Below are 20,936 nucleotides of genomic sequence, written 5' to 3' on the forward strand. Positions count from 1 at the left end.
GTCATTCGTGCTGGCCCCCGCCATAATAATCACTTGATCATGCGCGAATTCCACGGCATTCGCCATCATGGCAGCTCGGGCAGTGACAAGGGCTTGTTTCGCTGGCAAATTCGCGGCTGGGACGTAAATCAGGCAATCAGGAGATAAACATGGCATTTCTTGCCAAGGGTAGGATGTTAGCGGCCGCGGCGGTGGCGGCGCTTGCGATGGCGACAGGGGCGCAGGCGGCGGCCAGCTGCGGCAAGACCGGCGCGGGCTTCGAAGCATGGAAGCCCGAGTTCGCCGCTGAGGCCAAGGCCGAGGGCGTTGGCGCGAAGGGGCTGGCAGCCCTTGCCGGTGCCAGCTACGCGACGAAGACCATCTCGGTCGATCGCGGCATTCACAAGGCCTTCAGCGGCTCGGTGGACGACTTCATGAAGCGTCGTGGCGGCGCGGCGATCATTTCCAAAGGCCGTGCGCTGAAGAAGTCGAACGCGGCGCTGTTCAGCCGCATCGAAAGTACCTACGGCGTCTCGCCGGGCGTGTTGCTCGCCATCTGGGGCATGGAAACCGGCTTCGGCTCCGCCATGGGCAACCAGAATACGGTTTCGGCCATCCTGACGCTTGCCTATGATTGCCGCCGTCCGGGGTTCTTCTATCCGCACGCCATCGCTGCGCTGAAGCTGGTCGATCGCGGCGCGTTGAGCTCCTCGTCGGTCGGCGCCGCGCATGGCGAGATCGGTCACACGCAGTTCCTTCCCGGCAATGTGCTGAAATACGGCGTCGGCAGCGGAAATTTGCGCGACAAGGGCACCGCCCTGGCTTCGACCGCCAATTTCCTCAAGGCGCATGGCTGGCGGGCAGGGGCCAGCGCGAGCTCGAATCTGGGTGCAATCGCCGGCTGGAATTCGGCGAGCGTCTACCAGCAAGCCATCGCGCGCATCGCTGACGCGATCGACGGCGGCTGACCCACTGCCGCCCGGTCTCGCTCCAAGGATGCCCGGCCACGTGCCGGGCTTTCCATTCATGAGCAGGGTGGATCGATTGCTCCCATAATTGGCTTATGACCGCGCTGTCAGTAGTGCGCGTATCCGCTCAACGGACATTTCCGAACAGCAGGAATCTGGAAGCTTCCGTCGATCCCGGTGCAAGTCCGGAAATTTGACTTGCGCGGCGGGGGTGCTTTCAGAGCCGTCTTTGACTTGCCCTTGAGGACCAGCCAGATTTCAGTCGGTTGATCGAGTTGCAGCCTGTTTATGTCGGAGTAGCTGATGCGACCGCTCTTGACGCCCGCATATAGTCGTTGACAAACCAACGCCGGCAAGCGCTCCAGCGACACGTTCATGAACGACGCGATATCGTGCTTGGCAGTGATATTCCATGCACGGACAGAGTCGGTGCAAGCGGTCATATCCTCAGCCCCTGCCTGCGAAGACTGGCAGACTGCCAAGACCGCAACTGCGGCAAGCAGAAGAGAAAAGCTATTTTTCACCATCGGAGCCCCTACCCCCAGATGAATTCAAATAAAGGCGTCGGGAGGTCAATTCGGAATCGCGTGAAGTTGGCTTATTCTGTTGAAATCGAGACCCGCAAATAAAACCCGGCTTGCTGGCCGGGTTCTTGGTCACAGTCGAGGGCGGACCGAGGGCAATCGCGAGATTACCCCTGACGATTGCGCGCGGCAAGCGTGCGCAGCCTGAGCGCGTTGAGGCGGATGAAGCCGGCGGCGTCTTTCTGGTCATAGGCGCCGCGGTCGTCCTCGAAGGTGACCAGCGCATCGGAATAGAGCGTCTTTTTCGACTTGCGGCCGGTCACCATGACGTTGCCCTTGTAGAGCTTGAGACGCACCGTGCCCTCGACATCCTCCTGGCTCTTGTCGATCATTGCCTGCAGCATCAGGCGCTCGGGCGAGAACCAGAAGCCGTTATAGATCAGCTCCGCATAGCGCGGCATGAACTCGTCCTTGAGGTGGGCGGCACCCCGATCAAGCGTGATCGATTCGATGGCGCGGTGCGCGGCGAGCAGGATGGTGCCGCCGGGCGTCTCGTAGACGCCCCGCGACTTCATGCCGACGAAGCGGTTCTCGACAAGGTCGAGCCGGCCGATGCCATTGTCGCGGCCGAGATCGTTGAGGGCCGCCAGCATGGTCGCCGGCGAAAGTTTCTCGCCATTGAGCGCGATCGGATCGCCCTTGAGGAACTCGATCTCGATCTCGGTGACCTTGTCCGGCGCGTCCATGGGCGAAGTGGTGCGCTGGTGGACGAACTCCGGCGGCTCGCTCCACGGGTCTTCCAGCACCTTGCCCTCGGAGGAGGAGTGCAGAAGGTTGGCGTCCACCGAGAACGGCGCGTCGCCCTTCTTGTCCTTCGGCACCGGGATCTGGTGCTGCTCGGCGAAGTTGATCAGGTCGGTGCGCGACTTGAACGACCAGTCCCGCCACGGCGCGATGACCTTGATGTCGGGGTTCAGCGCATAGGCGGAGAGCTCGAAACGGACCTGGTCGTTGCCCTTGCCGGTGGCGCCGTGCGCGATCGCGTCAGCCCCGGTTTCCCTGGCGATCTCGACCAGGTGCTTGGAGATCAGCGGCCGCGCGATCGATGTGCCGAGCAGATAGGTGCCTTCGTACACAGTGTTGGCGCGAAACATCGGAAAGACGAAGTCGGAGACGAACTCCTCGCGTACGTCGACGATGCGGATGTCCTTGATGCCCATCATCTCGGCCTTGCGGCGCGCCGGCTCCAGCTCTTCACCCTGGCCGAGATCGGCGGTGAAGGTGATGACCTCGGCACCGAGCTCGGTCTGTAGCCATTTCAGGATGATGGAGGTGTCGAGGCCTCCGGAATAAGAGAGCACGACCTTCTTGACGTCTTTGAACTTGGACATTGTTGGCGGTTCCGCGACAGGGTTCTTCGCGGGCGAGGTATCACGGCGTTTCCGGAAAGCGCAAGTGACCAGGCTGTTGCAGTGCAAGGCAGGCCTTCGGGACAGACGATTCACGGCGCTGGATCAGCCTTCGCGCGACCCAGGCAGCTGGCGGGGACGAGCCGCATGTTCTATAGGCTGCCTGTTCCCGAACCAGAGGGCGACCTATGTCGTTCATTCCCGGCACCGCCACGCTTATCCAGTTCGCCATCGCCACCGTAATCCTGGCGATCACGCCCGGGCCGGACATGACCCTGTTCGTTTCGCGCACGCTGAGTCAGGGCCGCGCCACGGGTTTCGCCTCGATGGCGGGCGCGCTATGCGGCACGCTGGTGCACACCACGCTGGTCGTGGTCGGCGTTTCGGCGCTGATCGTCGCCTCGCCGATGGCCTTCCTTGTCCTCAAGATATTCGGCGCCGGCTATCTCGTCTTCCTCGCCTGGCAAGCAATCGCCAAAGGTTCGGCCTTTTCTCCGGAGAAGAAGACGGGCCCGCGGATTTCGCTGCTGCGCAGCTGGGCGGCGGGTTTCGGAGTCAATCTGCTCAACCCGAAGATCATTCTGTTCTTCATGACCTTCCTGCCGCAGTTCGTCGCCGTGCATGATCCGCACGCGCCGGGAAAGCTGTTTTTCCTCGGGCTCATGTTCATCGCGCTGTCGATCCCGGTAACGGCGCCGATGGTGCTGGCGGCGGAAAAGTTCTCGGCGGCGATGAAGGCCAGCCCACGCGTGACGCGTGTCGTCGATTATCTGTTCGCCGGCGTGTTTTCGGCCTTCGCGCTCAAGATCCTGACGGCGCAGGCGAAGTAGCGGGCGTCATCCTGGCCGGCCGCGATCGTCGAAACCCGGTTCGCCTCGCCACCAGCTTCCAGCAAGGCGCCCGGCGCTGAGCCAGTAGAAAATGCCGCCGACCATGCCGCCGCCGATCACCGCCATGATGGCATTGGTCTCCCTGATCGCGAAGGTGGTGTCGCCGGCATGGTCGACCATGCCGAGGAAGGCGCCCGCGACCACCGCGCCGGCCAATGCGTAGAACAGCCAGTCGCGCCAGCCCACGATTTCGGCGATTAGGATTATGATGCATGCCGGCAGCAGGGCGAAATAGGCCACGAACAGAGCCAAGACAGGAATCGAGACATACAGGGAAGCCGCCATCGGCTGGTCGTGCTGCGGAGAGTAGCCGAGCGAGGCCAGGAACAGGATGTTGAGGAAGGCGCTGGCGGCAAGCGAGGCGACGAGATAACCGAACAGAATGACCGCAAAGCGGATTAGATAGGCAAAGACGCGGCTCACCCCTCGCCGTGCCCCGCAATCATCATGGCTTCGAGCGCCAGCCTGTCGACCCTGCGCATGCGCTCCGAGTCCGACTTGAGCTGGCCGCAGGCGGCCAGGATGTCGCGGCCGCGCGGCGTGCGGATCGGCGAGGCATAGCCGGCATTGTTGATGTAGTCGGCGAATTTCTCGATCGTCTCCCAGTCCGAGCACTGGTAGTTGGTTCCCGGCCAAGGGTTGAACGGGATCAGATTGATCTTGGCCGGAATGCCCTTGAGCAGCTTGATCAGCCCCTTGGCGTCCTCGATGGAATCGTTGACGTCCTTCAGCATCACATATTCGAAGGTGATGCGCTTGGCGTTCGACAGGCCCGGATAGGCGCGGCAGGCCGCGATCAACTCCTTGAGCGGATATTTCTTGTTGATCGGGACCAAGAGGTCGCGCAGATCGTCATTGGTGGCATGCAGCGAGATCGCCAGCATGACGCCGATCTCCTCGCCGGTGCGCAGAATCTCGGGCACGACGCCGGAGGTGGAAAGGGTGATGCGGCGCTTGGAGAGCGAAAGGCCATCGCCATCCGATGCAATCAGCAGCGCCTTTTTCACCGCCTCGAAATTGTAGAGCGGTTCGCCCATGCCCATCATGACGATGTTGGAGACTTTTCTGCCCTCGGCCGGCACGATGGCACCGTCCGGCGTGTCGCGGTCCGGGAAATCGCCCAGACGGTCGCGCGCGGTCAGCAATTGCGCCAGGATCTCCTCGGCGGTCAAATTGCGCACCAGCTTCTGCGTGCCTGTATGGCAGAACGAGCAGGTCAGCGTGCAGCCGACCTGCGAAGAGATACAGAGCGTGCCGCGGCCTTCCTCGGGAATGTAGACGGTCTCGATCTCCACAGGCCTGCCGGCGCCGCGCGGCGGGAAGCGGAACAGCCATTTGCGCGTGCCGTCCGAGGAGATCTGCTCCTCGACGATCTCGGGCCTGGCGACGGTAAAATGCCTGTCGAGTTCGGCGCGCAGGTCCTTGGAGATGTTGAACATGCCGGCGAAATCGGAAACGCCGCGCACATACATCCAGTGCCATAGCTGCTGGGCGCGCATCTTCGCCTGCCGCTCGGGCACGACACCCGAGGCGACCAGCGCCTCGCCGAGTTCGGCGCGCGTCAGACCGATCAGCGACGGCTTCTCGGGCGCGGGAGGGGCGCGCAAAGAATCGCGGACGCCTTCAATGGCAAGGTCGAAGGAAAGGGTCATGGCTGCACTGATATAAGCGGTTTGCGGCCGATTTCATCCATCGGCCCGATATGAAGCGCGGCGCATAGCACAGGTTGAGCGCGGAGTCATGCGGGAGTAGGGAGTAGGGAGTAGGGAGTAGCAGGTCCAACTTCTCCATTACTCCCTTACTGACTACCACCTACTGCCTATTCCCTACCAAGAGGACCGACATGGCCGGCAGATCGCGAAAATACCCATTGTTGCGGCGCACGCGCGCCATGTGGGGTTCGCGGCGTGTGTGGCAGCCGCGGCTGGTTTTCTGGGCCGGCGCGGTCTCGATCGGAATCATCAGCGTGCTGTTCGCGGTGCTGGCCGACAAGGCGCAGGCGCTGTTCCATATCATGACCGGCAATGGTGGGGGCTGGCGCTTCTATCTGCCGCTTGCGGTCACGCCACTCGGTTTCGTGCTGTCCGCGTGGCTTGCCCATGCCTTCTTCCCCGGCTCGCAGGGCAGCGGCATTCCGCAGGCGATCGCAGCGCGCCATTTGCGCGACGATGAAGACCGCGTCCACCTTCTGTCGTTGCGACTGGCGGCGGGGAAGATCGCCCTCACCGTCGTCGGCCTGTTCTGCGGCGCTTCCATCGGCCGCGAGGGGCCGACCGTGCAGGTCGGCGCTTCGCTGATGCTGCAGGCAGCGCGCTGGGGCGGCATGGCTCAGGCGCGGGGCCTGATCTTGGCAGGCTCGGCGGCGGGCATCGCGGCGGCGTTCAACACGCCGCTGGCCGGCATCGTCTTCGCCATCGAGGAAATGGGCCGAACCTACGAGGCCCGCACCAACGGCCTGGTGCTGACGGCGGTGATCCTGGCCGGCCTGGCCTCGCTCGGGCTGCTCGGCAACTACACCTATTTCGGGGTCTCGAAGGATACGATCTCGTTTGCAGCCGAATGGCCACTGGTGATTGCGTGCGGGGTCATCGGCGGCGGCTTCGGCGCCTTGTTCTCGCTTCTGGCGCTGAAGACGACGCGGCGGATCCGCCGCTGGCGCACGCAGCAGCCACTGGCGCGCGCCCTGTTGGTGGCCGCTGTCTGCGGCCTTGCCGTGGCGGGGATCGGCATCGCATCGGGCGGGCTGACCTTCGGCACCGGCTACGCGCAGGCGCGCGGCGCGGTGGAAGGCACGCCGCTGCCCTGGTTCTTCTTCGCCGAGAAATTCCTCGCCGGTCTGCTGTCGATGGTCTCCGGCATTCCGGGCGGCATATTCGCGCCCTCCCTGGCGGTGGGAGCCGGTCTCGGCAGTTCGCTCGGCCTCGTCTTCGGTGCCAGCACCGGCGCGGCGGCACTGCTCGGCATGGCCGGCTACTTTGCCGGCGTGGTGCAAGCGCCGATGACGGCCTTCGTCATCATCCTGGAAATGACCGGCAATCACGACAATGTCATCGCGCTGATGCTGGCCTCGATGCTGGGCTACGGCACGGCGCGCCTGATCTCGCACGAGCCGCTTTATCACGCCCTTTCGCGCGTCTTCATCGCCGACGCGATCCGAAGACGCCGGGCTGAGGGCTTGCCGGAATCAGGATGAGGGCAAAAGGCGGGCCCTGCGCTCGGCCTTTCGATCAGGGAAATCCCTGTCTATTTGCACTTGGCGATAGACGACAGCGCCGCCGAAATGCCCTTGAGCGAAAAGACGTAGGAGGTCGGGTTGCCACGGCCGGACTTGGCGGTCACCTTCATATCGGTGCCGGTCTTCATGGCGGCGATCAGGACCGGTTCCTCGGCGGCGTTCTCGACCCAGGCCGACTTGCCGCGCGTGAACATCGAGAAGCTCTTCTTGTCGATGGTGACGGTGGCCTTGGAGCCTTCCTGGAATGTGTAGCCGGCGATGAATTGCGGCTCGTAGGACACTTGCTGCCCCGGCCGCTGGCTGACGAAGAAGAACATGTCGCCATGATCGAGCGTCGGCGGCTGCTTGTCGGTCGGCACGGTCAAAACATAACAGACCTTGCCGCCCGATGCCTGGTAGCTGTAGGTGCCCCACGCATTGTGCTGGCCGATCTTGGTCGCCGACTGTGCCATCACGGGCGCTGTCGCGGCCACCAGGACCAGGCTGGAAACTAGTGCAATCAATCCGCGCATCGTTTTTCCCGTATTCCAAATGGTGCGGAGGCAGGCCGGCTTGGCGTCCTGCCCGTCGCTTCATTTTGATTTAATCTGGGTTACCAAACGGTGAATTTCCCAAGAGAAAAGGAAGTTCAGCCGAGGAAACCGCCGCCATTCCCGCGCCGCCGCCTTGCGAGCGGGTGGCGCGACGTCCCTGCGGCGACTTGGAGGCCACGAAAGCGGCAAGAGTTTGACTTTTTCGGACGTCGCCGAACCCCGGCAATTCGACGGAGATGACCGGCTGTAACTCTCAGCCCTTGTCGGCTATCGCCTGTTTGGCGGCTTTCCGATGGGCCGGCTTGATATGGGCGCTGACGGCGGTGATCGCAGCGGTGAGAACGGCAATGTCATCGGTGAAGCCAAGCCCGACGACGAAGTCCGGAATGACGTCAACCGGCAGCACGAAATAGCCAAGCGCTGCCAAAAGGATGCCCTTGGCGCGCAGCGGCGTGTTCTTGTCCATGGCGCAGTAATAGGCGGCGACCACCTCTTCCATGTAGGGGATCTGCCGCGCGGCCTTCTTGGCGGTGCGCCAGAATTTATCGCGCACGTCCTTCTCGTCGCCGAGCTTGCCGCCAAAGCCGAAGAAATCAGAACCGGACTGCCGCGCCATCAACCTCTCCTTGCAGGGCCAATGCGCATCATGCGCATGCCCGCCGACGAAAATGTGGGGAAACCCGAACCGCGCTGCAAGATGCCGGCGCCGATTTGGCACCTGTACCGCCTCGCGATCAAATACGAGGGATCAGCCACCGGCAAAGCGGTTCATCTTTTTCGCCAGTTCGATGTCGAGCGCGGTGACGCCGCCGACATCATGGGTGGTCAGCGTAACGTCGACGGTCTTGTAGACGTTCGACCATTCGGGATGATGATCCATCTTTTCGGCCGCCATGGCGACCCGCGTCATGAAGGCGAAGGCCTCGGAAAAATTTCTGAAGGTGAAGGTGCGGCCGATGGAGGCGGCGTCCTGCGCCAATGTCCAGCCGTCGAGCCCGGCCAGCGCCGCTTCGGCGGCCGGCCTGTCCAGTTTCTCTCTCGTCATTTCGATCTCCCGTGCTATCCGACAGGCTGATCACCATAATGCATCGAACGCGGGGGCGCGTGGCAGTTTTGGATAGCGACATGCGCAAGACCAGTTCCGGCTCGACGAGCGCGAAGCCGATCAATTCCATTCTTTTCGTCTGCCTCGGCAACATCTGCCGGTCGCCACTGGCCGAAGGCGTGTTTCGCGACGTCTGGACGCGGCGCGGCCGCTCCATGCTCCTCGATTCGGCCGCGACCAGCGGATGGGAGGTCGGGTCCGCTCCCGACCCGCGCTCGGTCTCTGTCGCGGTGGGTCACGGCGTGGACATCGCCGCGTAGCGGGCACGAAGGGTCACGCTGGCGGACTTTTCCCGTTTTGACCTCATTCTCGGCATGGATCGATCGAATGTCGCGGATCTGAAGGCGCTTGCGCCATCCACGATGCGTGACCGGATCCATCTGTATCTGGAGTTCGCCGAGGGGCGGAAGCGCGACGTCCCCGATCCCTATTATTACGGGCAGGAAGCGTTCGCCTCGGTCTACCGCATGATCCGCGATGCGTCGGAAGCGCTGGCGAAGCGGCTTGAGGCTCGGCTGTCGGAGCCGGAGAGCGGCCAGGCTTCCTCGACGATATAGGGGCCGCCGCCGACCGAATCGCGCGACGACATCAGGACGAAGCGGCCGACGCGGAACGGCAGCGTCGAGAAATTGCCGCGCCCCGACAGATATTGGGCGACGTCAAGCGGGCTGGTATTGCGCAGGCGCGCCAGCGTCACATGGGGCATGAATTTGCGTGGATCGGCAGGAATGCCGAGCCGCTGGCAGATGCGCTCGATCTCGCCCTGGAGCGCTGCCAGATCGGGCGAGGCGGATGCGCCGGCCCATACCGCATGCGGCTTCTTCTGTCCGAAGGCCCCGACACCCGATAGCGCCAGCGAGAAGGAGGGGCGACTGACGCGGTCGAGCGCATTGGCGATCTCATCGGCCACGTGGCCCGGAACATCGCCGATGAAGCGCAGTGTCAGGTGATAATTCTCGACGTCGATCCAGCGGGCTCCCGGCAGGCCGCCCCGCAGCAGGGACAGCGAAAGGGCGGCGTCACGCGGAATTTCGAGGGCGGTGAAAAGACGCGGCATGATGAGCCTCCCTTCCTCGAATCGAACTATACCCCTAGCGAATCACCTAACGGCGGGCGGAGCAAGGGGTTTGTTGGCCGTAGCCGTGTTTGGTGGATCGGCGGCCGACCGGTGCGTTTCGAACGACGGCACCATCATCTTGCCCGTGGTCAAGCACCGCCCGGCACCGCCGCGATCGCTTTCTCGACGGTGGGGAGGATGCGCTCGACCATCCTGTCGATGCCCTTGGCGCTCGGATGCAGGCCATCGTTGAGCCGCAGGCCGGGTTGGCCGACAACGCCGTCGAGGAAGAACGGGTAAAGCGGGACGCCATATTTCGCTGCCAGATCCGGGAACATGCCGTCGAAGGCGGTTTTGTACTCGACGCCGAGATTTGGGGCGGCCAGCATGCCGGCGAGTAGCACGGGAATCTTCCGCTGTTTCAGCTTTCCGAGCATCGCATCCAGGTTTTTGCGGGCGATGTCGGGCGATACGCCGCGAAGCATGTCGTTGGCGCCGAGTTCGAGAATGACCAATTGCGTCCCATCCGGCACCGACCAGTCGAGCCGCGCCAGGCCGCCGCTGGTGGTGTCGCCGGAAACGCCTGCGTTGGCGACGGTCACATCATGACCCTTGGCTCGCAGTGCCGCCTGCAACTTGTCGGTAAAACCTTCTCCGGGGCCTAATCCATAACCCGCCATAAGGCTGTCGCCGAAGCCGACGATCTTGAAAGGCTCCGCACGTGACGAGGACATGGCACCACACAAGGCAAGGATGAGAAGGATACCCGCGACAACGCGGCGTTTGAAAGACATGCGGCGAGCCCCATATGACGAAGGAATTCTTCCGGCGATGGCCTCCGCCAAGGCAGCGGCTTCCCCTCATATAGGACGACTTGATCGTGACAGAAGCCGTCATCGCGCTGAAAGACGTATCGCTGACGCTCGGCCAGGGCGCGTCATCCGTTCATGTTCTAAAGGATGTCAGCCTCGACGTGGCGTCCGGCGAGGCCACCGGCATCGTTGGCCCCTCGGGGTCCGGGAAGTCGACATTGCTAATGGTCCTGGCCGGGCTGGAAAAGGTCGATTCGGGAACGGTCCGTATTGCCGGCGAGTTGCTCAATGGCAAAAGCGAGGACCAGATGGCTTCGTTTCGAGGCCGAAACATTGGCATCGTGTTCCAGTCCTTCCACCTCATTCCGAACATGACGGCTCTGGAAAATGTCGCCGTACCGCTTGAACTGGCCGGTCATGCCGATCCGTTCGGGGTGGCCTCACGCGAGCTGACGGCGGTCGGCCTCAGCGAACGCGTCACGCATTATCCCGGGCAACTGTCGGGCGGCGAGCAGCAGCGCGTGGCGATCGCCAGGGCGCTGGCGCCGTCCCCCCGAATCCTCATCGCCGACGAGCCGACGGGCAATCTCGACCAGGCGACCGGGCGCCAGGTCGCCGACCTGCTGTTCGCCAAGGCCGCCGAGCGCGGCATGACGCTGGTGCTTGTCACGCACGATCCGGCGCTCGCGGCGCGTTGCACCCGCCAGATCGCGATGCGTTCCGGCCGGATCGAAGCGCCGCTGGCCGCCAGGGAAACGGCCTGATGGCGTCAGGGCGCACAATGCGGCTCGCGGTTCGCTTCTCGTTGCGCGAGATGCGTGGCGGGCTTTCCGGCTTCCTGATCTTTCTGGCTTGCATCGCGCTCGGCGTCGCTGCGATCGGCGGCGTCAACTCGGTGGCGCGATCGATCAACGCCGGCGTCGCCGACCAGGGTCAGACCCTGCTTGGCGGCGACCTTCGCTTCCAGATCAACCAGCGCGACGCTAGCCCGGCCGAGCTGGGCTTCCTTGGCGGGCTGGGCGTGCTCTCGCACAGCACCAGCATGCGCTCCATGGCGCGGCTTGCCGATGGAACGGACCAGGCGCTGGTCGAGGCCAAAGCCGTGGACGACTTCTATCCGCTTTACGGAGCCCTGGAGACCGCGCCGGCGCTGTCGAAACAACAACTGTTCGGCGAGAAGTCCGGCGTCTTTGGCGCGGCGGCACCCGACCTCCTGTTCGAACGGCTGCATCTCAAGCTCGGCGACAGGCTGAAGCTTGGCACCGCCAAATTTGAACTGCGCGCCAGGCTGGTCACGGAACCCGATGCGGTGTCCGACGGGTTCGGTTTCGCGCCAAGGCTGATGATCTCGAACGAGGCGCTGGCGGCGGCCGGGCTGATCCAGCCGGGTAGTCTGGTCGAGAATGCCTACAAGATCCGCCTGCCTGCCGATGCCGACGAGGCACGGCTGAAGGCGATCCAGGACCAGGCGGCCAAGGATTTTCCCGAGGCCGGCTGGTCGATCCGCACCCGGAGCAACGCGGCGCCGGCGCTTTCGTCCAATATCGAACGGTTCTCGCAATTCCTGACGCTGGTCGGGCTGACGGCCTTGGTGGTCGGGGGCGTCGGCGTCGCCAATGCGGTGCGCGCCTATCTCGACGGCAAGCGCGGCGTCATCGCCACCTTCAAGAGCCTGGGCGCCTCAGGCGGCTTCGTATTCACGGTCTATCTGGTGCAGATCCTGATCATCGCCGCTCTCGGCATCGTGCTGGGCGTGGCGCTCGGAGCGCTGATGCCTTTCGCGGCGAGCGCGGCGCTGCAATCAGTCATTCCGGTGCCGGCGCAAGGCGGTTTCTATCCCGGTGCCCTCGGCATGGCGGCGCTGTTCGGCCTGCTGGTAACGCTGGCCTTCGCGCTGCTGCCACTCGGGCGCGCCCGCGACGTGCCGGCCACGGCATTGTTTCGTGAGATGGGACTGGAGGGAAGCGGCCTTCCACGCCTTGTCTATGTCGCCTCGGCCGTCGGCATCGCGCTGATCCTGGCAGCGCTGGCGATCCTGTTTTCGGGCGACCAGCGCATCGCTTCGATCTTTGTCGGCGCCACCATCCTTGCCTTCCTGGTGCTGCGCCTTGTCGGCGCGCTGGTGCAATGGGCGGCAAGGAGGAGCCCTCGCGTGCGGTTCGTGGCGCTCAGGCTGGCCATCGGCAACATTCACCGGCCTGGAGCGCTGACGCCGTCGGTCGTGCTGTCGCTGGGGCTCGGGCTGACACTCCTGGTGACGCTGGCGCTGATCGACGGCAATTTGCGCCGACAGATTGCCGGCAACCTGCCGGAGCGCGCACCGAACTTCTTCTTCGTCGATATACAGGGCGGGGATGTCGATGCGTTCGCGAGCCTCGTCGGCAAGGAGGCGCCGCTGGGAACGCTGGCCAAGGTGCCGATGCTGCGTGGCCGGGTGATGGCCTTGAACGGTGTCGATGTCGACAAGGTCAAGGTGCCGGCGGAGGGCGCATGGGTGCTGAAAGGCGATCGCGGCCTGACTTACGACGCCAGGCAGCCGGAAAACGCGACGCTGACCGAAGGTTCCTGGTGGCCGGAAGCCTATGTCGGCGAGCCGCTGGTCTCATTTTCTGACCAGGAAGGCAAACAGATCGGGCTGAAGCTCGGCGATACGATCACCGTCAATGTGCTCGGCCGCAATGTGACGGCCAGGATCGCAAATTTCCGCAAGGTCGAATGGGAGACGATGGGCATCAACTTCGTCATGGTGTTCTCGCCCAACACATTCGCAGGCGCGCCGCATGGCTGGATGGCGACGCTGACCGAGAAGGGTGCGTCGACGGCGGATGATGCGCGCGTGCTGAACGCCGTCACCCGGGCTTTCCCGGCGGTGACGACTGTCCGCGTCAAGGACGCGCTCGATGTCGTCAACCGACTGGTCGGTCAGCTCGGCACAGCGATCCGGGCTGCCGCCGGTGTGGCGCTGATCGCGTCGGTGCTGGTGCTGGCGGGCGCGCTGGCGGCCGGCAACCGGGCGCGCATTCACGACGCCGTTGTGCTGAAGACGCTGGGGGCGACGCGCCGCACGCTGATCGCCGCCTTTTCGCTGGAATACGCGCTGATCGGGCTCGCCACCGCGATCTTCGCGCTTGCCGCCGGTGGCGCCGCGGGCTGGTTCGTCGTCGCACGCATTATGACGCTGCCCTATCACTTCATGCCCGAGGTGGCCGTGGCGACCGTCGTGTTCGCGCTGGTGATCACGGTTGGCATCGGCCTTGCCGGCACCTGGCGCGTGCTCGGCCAGAAGGCCGCGCCGGTGCTGCGCAACCTGTAAAGCGGCCTGCGAGGTCGGCATCAGGTTAATTCGGCGTAATATAAGGCCCGGGTGGGCGGAAAACGCGGGCTTTTCGGTGCCTCACCAAGCATTACACCCGGTCATGCACTTGTTCTTGCCGCGAATAACCATCATATTTTGCGGCAGGCATGCTGGAGCCCCTCCAGCGGCGCCTGGGCCTCAAGGATGAAAGTCCGAACAGGCCCTGACACCGGACGGGGCAGAAGCAATAGAGGACTTCCATGGTTGAACCCATTCGCAACTTCCAGACGCGCGCCGTGCCCGGCGCCGCCGTCGACATCGACCAGGGCCTGCGCGCCTACATGGTCAAGGTTTACAATTTGATGGGGCTTGGCCTCCTCATCACCGGCCTTGCGGCCGTCGGCACGATCATGCTGGCCACCACGACCGACCCGGCTTCGGCTGTCGCGACGCTGCCGAGCGGCGAAATGCTGACTTCGTTCGGCTACGCGATCTTTGGTTCGCCGCTTCGATGGGTGGTGATGCTCGCGCCACTGGCCGCTGTAATGTTCCTGTCGTTCCGCGTGCAGTCGATGAGCGTCTCGGCGGCGCAGACCACATTCTGGGTCTATGCCGGCCTCGTAGGCCTGTCGCTGTCGTCGATCTTCCTGATCTACACGACCGCCAGCATATCGCAGACCTTCTTCGCCACCGCGGCCGGCTTCGGCGCGCTGTCGCTGTACGGCTACACGACGAAGCGTGATCTGACCGCGATGGGCTCGTTCCTGATCATGGGCCTGTTCGGGCTGATCATCGCGACGGTGATCAACATCTTCCTGCAGTCTTCGGCGCTGTCCTTCGCCGTCTCGGCGATCGGCGTGCTGATCTTCGCCGGCCTGACCGCCTACGACACGCAGAAGATCAAGGAGATGTATTTCGAGGGTGACGCTTCCGATGTCGCCGGCCGCAAGGCCATCATGGGCGCGCTGCGGCTTTATCTCGACTTCATCAACCTGTTCATGTTCCTTCTGCAGTTCATGGGCGACCGCCGCTAAGCATTCGGTGATTGGATCAAGCACTTCGCAAGGGCGGCCCAATGGCCGCCCTTTTCTTTTGCCGGTGCGTTTGATGTTATCTCGGGGCCTCCCACAGCGGCATGCAGGACAATGAACACCATCATCATACGGCCGGCGACTGCGGCCGATCTCGACAGGATCACGCAGATCTACGCCGACGCGGTGAGCCGTGGAACGGCCAGCTATGAGCTCGACCCGCCGAGCCGCGATGAGATGGGTGCGCGCTTCGACGGCCTGATTGAAGGGGGCTTTCCCTATCTGGTTGCCGAACAGGACGGCACGGTGCTTGGCTACGCCTATGCCGGGGCCTTCCGGCCCCGCCCGGCCTATCGGTTCATCGTCGAGGATTCCGTCTATGTCGCCCCCGAGGCGCAGGGCATGGGGGTCGGCCTAAAGCTGATGCGACGACTGATCGATGCCGTCGAAGCAGCGGGCTTTCGCCAGATTGTCGCGGTTATTGGCGATGGCCGGCCGGACAGCCCCTCGGTGAGGCTGCACGAAAAGCTCGGCTTCCGCCATTCCGGCCGCCTCGAGGGCTCCGGCTACAAGCACGGACGCTGGCTGGACACGGTCTTCATGCAGCTGCCGCTGAATGGCGGAGCGAGCGTGCCGCCTGATCCCAAGTCGCTGCCGGAACGGAGATTCCTCGGTACCCGGAAAGGGGATTGAGGAAAATGGAGAATTGAAGAATTGAGAATTGGCGCTGTGACGTCACCCGGCTCCTCGGTTCTTCAATTCCTCAATTCCTCAATTCCTCAATTCTTCAATTCGTCATTACCCTAATCCGTTCCCCAATCACGCCTCGACGAGCTTCAGCTTGCTGTCGAAGACGCCGAGCACGCGGCCGAGTTCCTGGCCACGTTTGAGAATGCGGCCGCCGGCCGCGATCACGGCGAACGCGCCCTGTTTGCGTGCCAGTTTGGGGTCCTTGACGATCTGAAACAGAGGCACTTCGCTGGTGCGGCGGAAGACGGAAAACACGGCCCTGTCGCTGAGGTGATCGATGGCGTAGTCACGCCATTCATTGGCAGCGACCATGCGCCCGTAGAGCCTGAGGATCTGGTCGAGTTCGCGCCGATCGAACCGCACCGGCTGGTCGAGACGCTCGCGTCTCGCCTCGTGCAGCGGGATCAGTATTGCGGATGCGTCTCCATCGCCCGTGCCGCCGCTGTCATCGGTCATGCCCCGATCCTTCGAAATCAATCCGTGCCGATTAAAGTTGGCGCGTTCGCTGTCCAATTGCAAGGGCCGCAAGGCGAGGGCAGCGACGCGCCGTTTCCGCAACGTCCAGTCACATTTGTGAATCGCGCTGTTGGAATTGGTGATGCCCCGCCACATTTCCGCCTTTTTTTACCCGCGCTCATGCCCCAATGTCCGACGAATTTACCGGTGTTGCCTGAGACGGTTCGGTCCGGCACCGGCTCGTAAACCCCAAGCCCCCCGCCCACGGGTCTGCGTCGGATCGAACCAACCTCGGTCTTTCCTCGGAAAGATCGGGTGCGACGATCCCAAAACCTAAATGACCGACGTCAGAAGCAAGCTGACGTCGGTTTTTTCATGCCTTTTTCCTTCCCCCAGAAGCAAGGGGGGCAAGAGAGGTTACGGCTTGTGAATGAATGCAGCGCCGAGAATGGGGCCGGGCATGCCGTCCTTGCCGACGGACTGCAGCAGCACGGCACAGCCGCCCTTCTTGATGATCTCGCTCATCGGCAATTCATAGCGCTGCGATTTGCCGTGCCACATGCCGGCGGTCTGGATGCCGGTGACGGCGTTCCAGTAAGTCATGCTGCGGCCCGAGTTCTCGCCCTGGGCGATCTTGACCGTCCGCGGCGCGTCGAAATAGACGATGACGACATGGGCGTCGCTCGGGCCGGTCCCGGCGTCGCCGGCATCGATGATCACGCGGTCGCTGGTGCGGCTGACCTTGACGGGCACGTGCATGCCTTCGCCCGATCTCGACATGCGGGCGAGCGCGCCATCGACCTCGCCGCGCTTGGCGCCGTTGACATGCACGCGGCCGTTGATGACGGCCTGTGGCGTGTAGACGGAGCGGCTGCCGAAGGCGCGCATATAGTCGTATTGCCGCTCGGTATTTTCCTTGCGGCCCAGCGTGTCCTGCCAGCCGAGATAGTCCCAATAGTCGACATGGTAGGCAAGCGCGACGATGTCCTCCTTGCCGGCAAGCTCGGCGAAGTACGCATCGGCCGGCGGACAGGAGCTGCAGCCCTGGCTCGTAAACAGTTCGACCACGCCCAGCGGCCGGTCGATGCCGGGCTTTTCCTTCTCGACCCCGCCGGCGTTGTCGGCATGGCCGGCACCGGCAAACGCCGGCAGGGCCAGCACAAGGGCCGCCAGCCACAATGATTTTCGCGAGCCCATGGTCATCCGATCCCCGCCGGTGGCGCCGGCTTTGTTCTGGTTGCTAAAATATGTGGCAGAACCCGAAGTCAACGGGAAGTCACGTTGCGGTGAAATTTTTCCGTTGCAACGACAGGCTGAGCGGCAATAGGTGAAGCCACTGCATTTCACACACTGGTTCGATTCGGCGGCGGCATCATCACCATGTGGCAAACTCTCCTGACCCCGGTCGATCTTTATTGCGAAAGAATCGGTCCCGGACTTTGGGCAGAGCCAACCAATGCTTTGACCAACCTTGCTTTTATTGCCGCAGGCTTGTGGGGGGTGCGTGAAGTTCGGCGTCACAGGACAGGCACCTTCGCGGAGGTGCTCGCCTGGTGGGTGGTGGCCATCGGCATCGGGTCGACGATCTTCCACACCTTTGCCACCAGGGGGACCGTGTGGGCCGACGTCCTGCCTATCGCCGGCTTTACGCTTGCCTATACGCTGTTCAACCTGCGCCGGTTCCTCGGCATGGGATGGGGCAAGGCGATCGCCGTCTTCATACTCTTCTACGCAGTCGCAGGCCTTATCACGTTTGCCGTACCGGACTGGCTGCGCCAGGCTTCGAACGGCACCACGGGCTATCTGCCGCCATTCCTGGCGCTTGCCTTCTTCGGCGCATGGGTGGCGGCGAGCGGGAATCGCGCCGGCTGGTATAATTTGGTCGGCTCGGCGATCTTCGTCGTGTCCGTCATTTGCCGGATGATCGACCCGCTGGTCTGCGCCGGCTTTCCGCTCGGCACGCATTTCCTGTGGCACATCTTCAACGGGCTGATGCTGGCCGTGCTGCTGGCGGCGGCGGCGCGGTTCGGGGCGCCGAAAGTCGGCAGTAGGCAGTAGGCAGTAGGCAGTAGGCAGTAGGCAGTAGGCAGTAGGTGTCCGCTTCCCTACTGCCTATGCCCAAGCCTATTCATGGCTGCTGCTAGGCAGCGAGATCGCGCAGCACGTATTGCAGTATGCCGCCGTTCTTGAAGTAGTCGAGCTCGTCCAGCGTATCGATGCGGCACACGATCGGCACGTTCTTCACCGTGCCGTCGCCATAAGTGATCCTGGCGGTCATCGTCTGGCGTGGCTTGATGGTGCTCAGGCCGTCGATTTCGACCAGTTCGTCGCCCTTCAGATTGAGCGAGGCCCATGACATGCCTTCCTGGAAGACGAAGGGGATGACCCCCATGCCGACCAGGTTCGAGCGATGGATGCGTTCGAAGGACTGCGCGATGACGGCGCGCACCCCAAGAAGATTGGTACCCTTGGCTGCCCAGTCCCGCGACGAGCCGTTGCCGTATTCGACGCCGGCGAAGATGACCAGCGGCACGCCTTCCTTCCTGTACTCCATCGCCGCGTCGTAGATCGATTCCTCTTCCTTCGACGGGTAGTGGATGGTGTAGCCGCCCTCGCGGCCGTTCTCGCCCAGCATATGGTTGCGGATGCGGATGTTGGCGAAGGTGCCGCGCATCATCACCTCATGGTTGCCGCGCCGCGTGCCGTACTGGTTGAAGTCGGCGACGCCGACGCCGTGGTCGGTCAGGTACTTGCCAGCCGGCGAGGCGGCCTTGATCGAGCCCGCCGGCGAGATGTGGTCGGTGGTGATCTTGTCGCCGAACAGGCCGAGCACGCGCGCGCCCTTGATATCTTCGATCTTGCCGAAGCCCGCTGTCATGCCGGCGAAATAGGGCGGGTTCTGCACATAGGTCGAATTGTCGTCCCAGGCGTAGGTCTGGCCCTCCGGTGCCTGCACCTTCTGCCAATGTTCATCGCCCTTGAAGACATTGGCGTATTTGCGCGCGAACAGCTCGCGGGTGACGTTCTTCTCGATGAACTCCTGGATCTCGGCGGAGCTCGGCCAGATATCCCTGAGATAGACCGGGTTGCCGTCCTTGTCGTCGCCGAGGGGCTCGGTGGTCAGGTCCCTGGTGACGGTCCCGGCCAACGCATGGGCGACGACCAGCGGCGGCGAGGCAAGATAGTTCGCCTGCACGTCGGGGGATACGCGGCCCTCGAAATTGCGGTTGCCGGAGAGAACCGCCGCGGCGATCAGGCCCTTGTCGTTAATGGTCTTCGAGATCGGCGCCGGCAGCGGCCCCGAATTGCCGATGCAGGTGGTGCAGCCGAAGCCGACCAGGTTGAAGCCGATCTGGTCGAGCTCCTTCTGCAGGCCGGATTTCTCCAGATATTCGGCGACCACCTGGCTTCCCGGAGCCAGCGAAGTCTTCACCCAGGGCTTCTGCTTGAGGCCGAGGCGGTTGGCGTTGCGGGCAAGCAGGCCCGCCCCGATCAGAACGCTCGGGTTCGATGTGTTGGTGCAGGAGGTGATGGCGGCGATAACGACGTCGCCATGGCCGAGATCGTGCGAGGTGCCTTCCACGGCGTAGCGCTTGTCGGCTTCGGCAGCCTTTTTGTACTCCGTGTCCATCGCCTTGGCGAAGCCTTCGGGGATGCCCTCCAGCGCGACGCGGCCTTCCGGGCGCTTCGGACCGGCCATCGACGGCACGACACTGCCGAGCTCGAGCTCGAGCAGATCGCTGAAGACCGGGTCGGCCGAGCCGGCGTCCCGCCACAGGCCCTGCGCCTTGGCGTAGGCCTCGACAAGCGCGATGCGGTCCTCGCTGCGGCCAGACATTGTGAGGTAGCGGATGGTCTCGCCGTCGACCGGGAAGAAGCCGCAGGTGGCGCCATATTCGGGCGCCATGTTGCCGATGGTGGCACGGTCGGCCAGCGTCATGTTGGAAAGGCCGGGCCCGAAGAACTCGACGAACTTGCCGACGACGCCCTTCTTGCGCAGCATCTGGGTGACAGTGAGGACGAGGTCGGTGGCGGTGACGCCTTCCTTCAGCCTGCCGGTCAGGCGGAAGCCGATGACTTCCGGCAACAGCATGGAGACAGGCTGGCCGAGCATGGCGGCCTCGGCCTCGATGCCGCCGACGCCCCAGCCGAGCACGCCGAGCCCATTGATCATGGTGGTGTGCGAATCGGTGCCGACGCAGGTATCGGGATAGGCGGTGATTTCACCATCCTCGGTGTTGGTCCATACCACCTGGCCGAGATATTCGAGGTTGACCTGGTGGCAGATGCCGGTGCCGGGAGGCACGACGCGGAAGTTGCGGAAGGCCTGCTGGCCCCATTTGAGGAATTTGTAGCGTTCCTCATTGCGCTCGTATTCGAGCTCCACATTGCGCGCGAAGGCCATTGGCGTGCCGAATTCGTCGACGATGACGGAATGGTCGATGACGAGGTCGACCGGCACAAGCGGGTTGATCTTCTGCGGATCGCCACCGAGCGAGGCCATGGCATCGCGCATGGCGGCGAGGTCGACGACGGCCGGAACGCCGGTGAAATCCTGCATCAGCACGCGGGCCGGGCGATAGGCGATCTCGACGCCTGCGGTTCCCTTGTCGGTCAGCCAGCCGGCGACAGCCTGGATCGACTCCTTGGTGACGGAGCGGCCGTCCTCATTGCGCAGCAGGTTCTCCAGCAGCACTTTCATCGAATAGGGGAGCTGGGCAATGCCCGTGAGGCCGTTCTTCTCGGCCTCTATGAGATCGAAATAAATATATTCCGTGCCGTTCGCGGTCAGCGTGCGACGGCAGTTGAAACTATCGAGGGATTTTGACACGTGCGATCCATTCTTGTCTGTTCAGCCTGAAAGGGAACGGACGCCGATGGCATGCAATCAC

The 20,936-nt window shown here is 63.4% G+C and carries 20 protein-coding genes and 1 pseudogene; 9 read left to right on the forward strand and 12 right to left on the reverse strand.

The window, feature by feature from the left end:
- Positions 1 to 149: 149 nt before the first annotated feature.
- Positions 150 to 947, forward strand: coding sequence for a lytic transglycosylase domain-containing protein (locus LB513_RS06035; protein WP_224662560.1), 798 nt, complete (start codon positions 150 to 152; stop codon positions 945 to 947).
- Positions 948 to 1,054: 107 nt separating this feature from the next.
- Here LB513_RS06035 and LB513_RS06040 read toward each other — a convergent pair whose 3' ends face one another.
- Entirely contained in the window at positions 1,055 to 1,474 is a 420-nt protein-coding gene (locus tag LB513_RS06040; protein ID WP_224662561.1) for a hypothetical protein, read from the reverse strand.
- A gap of 164 nt (positions 1,475 to 1,638) precedes the next feature.
- A complete protein-coding gene (locus tag LB513_RS06045; RefSeq protein ID WP_224662562.1) occupies positions 1,639 to 2,862 on the reverse strand; it encodes an argininosuccinate synthase in 1,224 nt (407 codons plus the stop codon).
- A gap of 206 nt (positions 2,863 to 3,068) precedes the next feature.
- Here LB513_RS06045 and LB513_RS06050 point away from each other — a divergent pair, with 206 nt between their 5' ends.
- A complete protein-coding gene (locus LB513_RS06050) occupies positions 3,069 to 3,710 on the forward strand; it encodes a LysE family translocator (RefSeq protein ID WP_224662563.1) in 642 nt (213 codons plus the stop codon).
- 6 nt (positions 3,711 to 3,716) lie between these two features.
- On the opposite strand, the gene LB513_RS06055 is transcribed toward LB513_RS06050, so the two are convergent.
- Complete coding sequence (locus tag LB513_RS06055) at positions 3,717 to 4,193, reverse strand: hypothetical protein (RefSeq protein WP_224662564.1); 477 nt, start codon at positions 4,191 to 4,193, stop codon at positions 3,717 to 3,719.
- On the reverse strand, positions 4,190 to 5,422 hold the full coding sequence (gene rlmN / locus LB513_RS06060) for a 23S rRNA (adenine(2503)-C(2))-methyltransferase RlmN (protein WP_224662565.1): 1,233 nt from the start codon (positions 5,420 to 5,422) through the stop codon (positions 4,190 to 4,192). The genes LB513_RS06055 and rlmN overlap by 4 nt, the downstream gene beginning before the upstream one ends.
- Before the next feature lie 191 nt (positions 5,423 to 5,613).
- Here rlmN and LB513_RS06065 point away from each other — a divergent pair, with 191 nt between their 5' ends.
- Entirely contained in the window at positions 5,614 to 6,963 is a 1,350-nt protein-coding gene (locus LB513_RS06065) for a chloride channel protein (protein WP_224662566.1), read from the forward strand.
- Positions 6,964 to 7,013: 50 nt separating this feature from the next.
- Here LB513_RS06065 and LB513_RS06070 read toward each other — a convergent pair whose 3' ends face one another.
- From LB513_RS06070 to LB513_RS06080, 3 genes are all read right to left on the reverse strand, one after another.
- The gene (locus tag LB513_RS06070) at positions 7,014 to 7,517 is read right to left on the reverse strand and encodes an invasion associated locus B family protein (protein ID WP_224662567.1); all 504 of its coding nucleotides are present in this window, start codon (positions 7,515 to 7,517) and stop codon (positions 7,014 to 7,016) included.
- Positions 7,518 to 7,791: 274 nt separating this feature from the next.
- Positions 7,792 to 8,154 (reverse strand): YkvA family protein, encoded by a 363-nt coding sequence (locus tag LB513_RS06075; RefSeq protein WP_224662568.1) that lies wholly within the window; start codon positions 8,152 to 8,154, stop codon positions 7,792 to 7,794.
- A 132-nt stretch (positions 8,155 to 8,286) separates the two neighbouring features.
- Positions 8,287 to 8,583, reverse strand: a complete 297-nt coding sequence (locus LB513_RS06080) for a 4a-hydroxytetrahydrobiopterin dehydratase (protein ID WP_224662569.1) — start codon at positions 8,581 to 8,583, stop codon at positions 8,287 to 8,289.
- 80 nt (positions 8,584 to 8,663) lie between these two features.
- Between LB513_RS06080 and LB513_RS06085 the strand changes: the two are divergent.
- A pseudogene (locus tag LB513_RS06085) lies at positions 8,664 to 9,200 on the forward strand (low molecular weight protein-tyrosine-phosphatase).
- On the opposite strand, the gene thpR reads toward LB513_RS06085, so the two are convergent.
- The gene (thpR, locus tag LB513_RS06090) at positions 9,104 to 9,700 is read right to left on the reverse strand and encodes an RNA 2',3'-cyclic phosphodiesterase (RefSeq protein ID WP_224662570.1); all 597 of its coding nucleotides are present in this window, start codon (positions 9,698 to 9,700) and stop codon (positions 9,104 to 9,106) included. The pseudogene LB513_RS06085 and the gene thpR sit on opposite strands and share 97 nt — an antisense overlap.
- A 149-nt stretch (positions 9,701 to 9,849) precedes the next feature.
- Positions 9,850 to 10,494, reverse strand: coding sequence for an arylesterase (locus LB513_RS06095; RefSeq protein WP_224662571.1), 645 nt, complete (start codon positions 10,492 to 10,494; stop codon positions 9,850 to 9,852).
- 86 nt (positions 10,495 to 10,580) lie between these two features.
- Between LB513_RS06095 and LB513_RS06100 the strand changes: the two genes are divergently transcribed.
- From LB513_RS06100 to LB513_RS06115, 4 genes are all read left to right on the forward strand, one after another.
- Positions 10,581 to 11,276, forward strand: coding sequence for an ABC transporter ATP-binding protein (locus LB513_RS06100; RefSeq protein WP_224662572.1), 696 nt, complete (start codon positions 10,581 to 10,583; stop codon positions 11,274 to 11,276).
- On the forward strand, positions 11,276 to 13,825 hold the full coding sequence (locus LB513_RS06105) for an ABC transporter permease (RefSeq protein WP_224662573.1): 2,550 nt from the start codon (positions 11,276 to 11,278) through the stop codon (positions 13,823 to 13,825). The genes LB513_RS06100 and LB513_RS06105 overlap by 1 nt, the downstream gene beginning before the upstream one ends.
- 242 nt (positions 13,826 to 14,067) lie before the next feature.
- Positions 14,068 to 14,841 carry a Bax inhibitor-1/YccA family protein gene (locus LB513_RS06110; protein ID WP_224662574.1) on the forward strand — a complete coding sequence of 258 codons (774 nt, stop codon included), beginning with the start codon at positions 14,068 to 14,070 and terminating at the stop codon, positions 14,839 to 14,841.
- 111 nt (positions 14,842 to 14,952) lie between these two features.
- Positions 14,953 to 15,531 carry a GNAT family N-acetyltransferase gene (locus tag LB513_RS06115; RefSeq protein WP_224662575.1) on the forward strand — a complete coding sequence of 193 codons (579 nt, stop codon included), beginning with the start codon at positions 14,953 to 14,955 and terminating at the stop codon, positions 15,529 to 15,531.
- 126 nt (positions 15,532 to 15,657) lie between these two features.
- Here the strand turns inward: LB513_RS06115 and LB513_RS06120 are convergent, their stop codons facing one another.
- The gene (locus LB513_RS06120; RefSeq protein ID WP_224662576.1) at positions 15,658 to 16,044 is read right to left on the reverse strand and encodes a DUF2794 domain-containing protein; all 387 of its coding nucleotides are present in this window, start codon (positions 16,042 to 16,044) and stop codon (positions 15,658 to 15,660) included.
- A 417-nt stretch (positions 16,045 to 16,461) separates the two neighbouring features.
- A complete protein-coding gene (locus LB513_RS06125; protein WP_224662577.1) occupies positions 16,462 to 17,247 on the reverse strand; it encodes a DUF1223 domain-containing protein in 786 nt (261 codons plus the stop codon).
- 177 nt (positions 17,248 to 17,424) lie between these two features.
- Between LB513_RS06125 and LB513_RS06130 the strand changes: the two genes are divergently transcribed.
- Positions 17,425 to 18,102 carry a ceramidase domain-containing protein gene (locus LB513_RS06130; protein WP_224662578.1) on the forward strand — a complete coding sequence of 226 codons (678 nt, stop codon included), beginning with the start codon at positions 17,425 to 17,427 and terminating at the stop codon, positions 18,100 to 18,102.
- A gap of 82 nt (positions 18,103 to 18,184) precedes the next feature.
- On the opposite strand, the gene acnA is transcribed toward LB513_RS06130, so the two are convergent.
- On the reverse strand, positions 18,185 to 20,875 hold the full coding sequence (gene acnA / locus LB513_RS06135; protein ID WP_224662579.1) for an aconitate hydratase AcnA: 2,691 nt from the start codon (positions 20,873 to 20,875) through the stop codon (positions 18,185 to 18,187).
- Positions 20,876 to 20,936: the final 61 nt, after the last annotated feature.

This window comes from Mesorhizobium sp. ES1-1, assembly GCF_020164785.1.
In the GTDB taxonomy this organism is placed as follows: domain Bacteria; phylum Pseudomonadota; class Alphaproteobacteria; order Rhizobiales; family Rhizobiaceae; genus Mesorhizobium.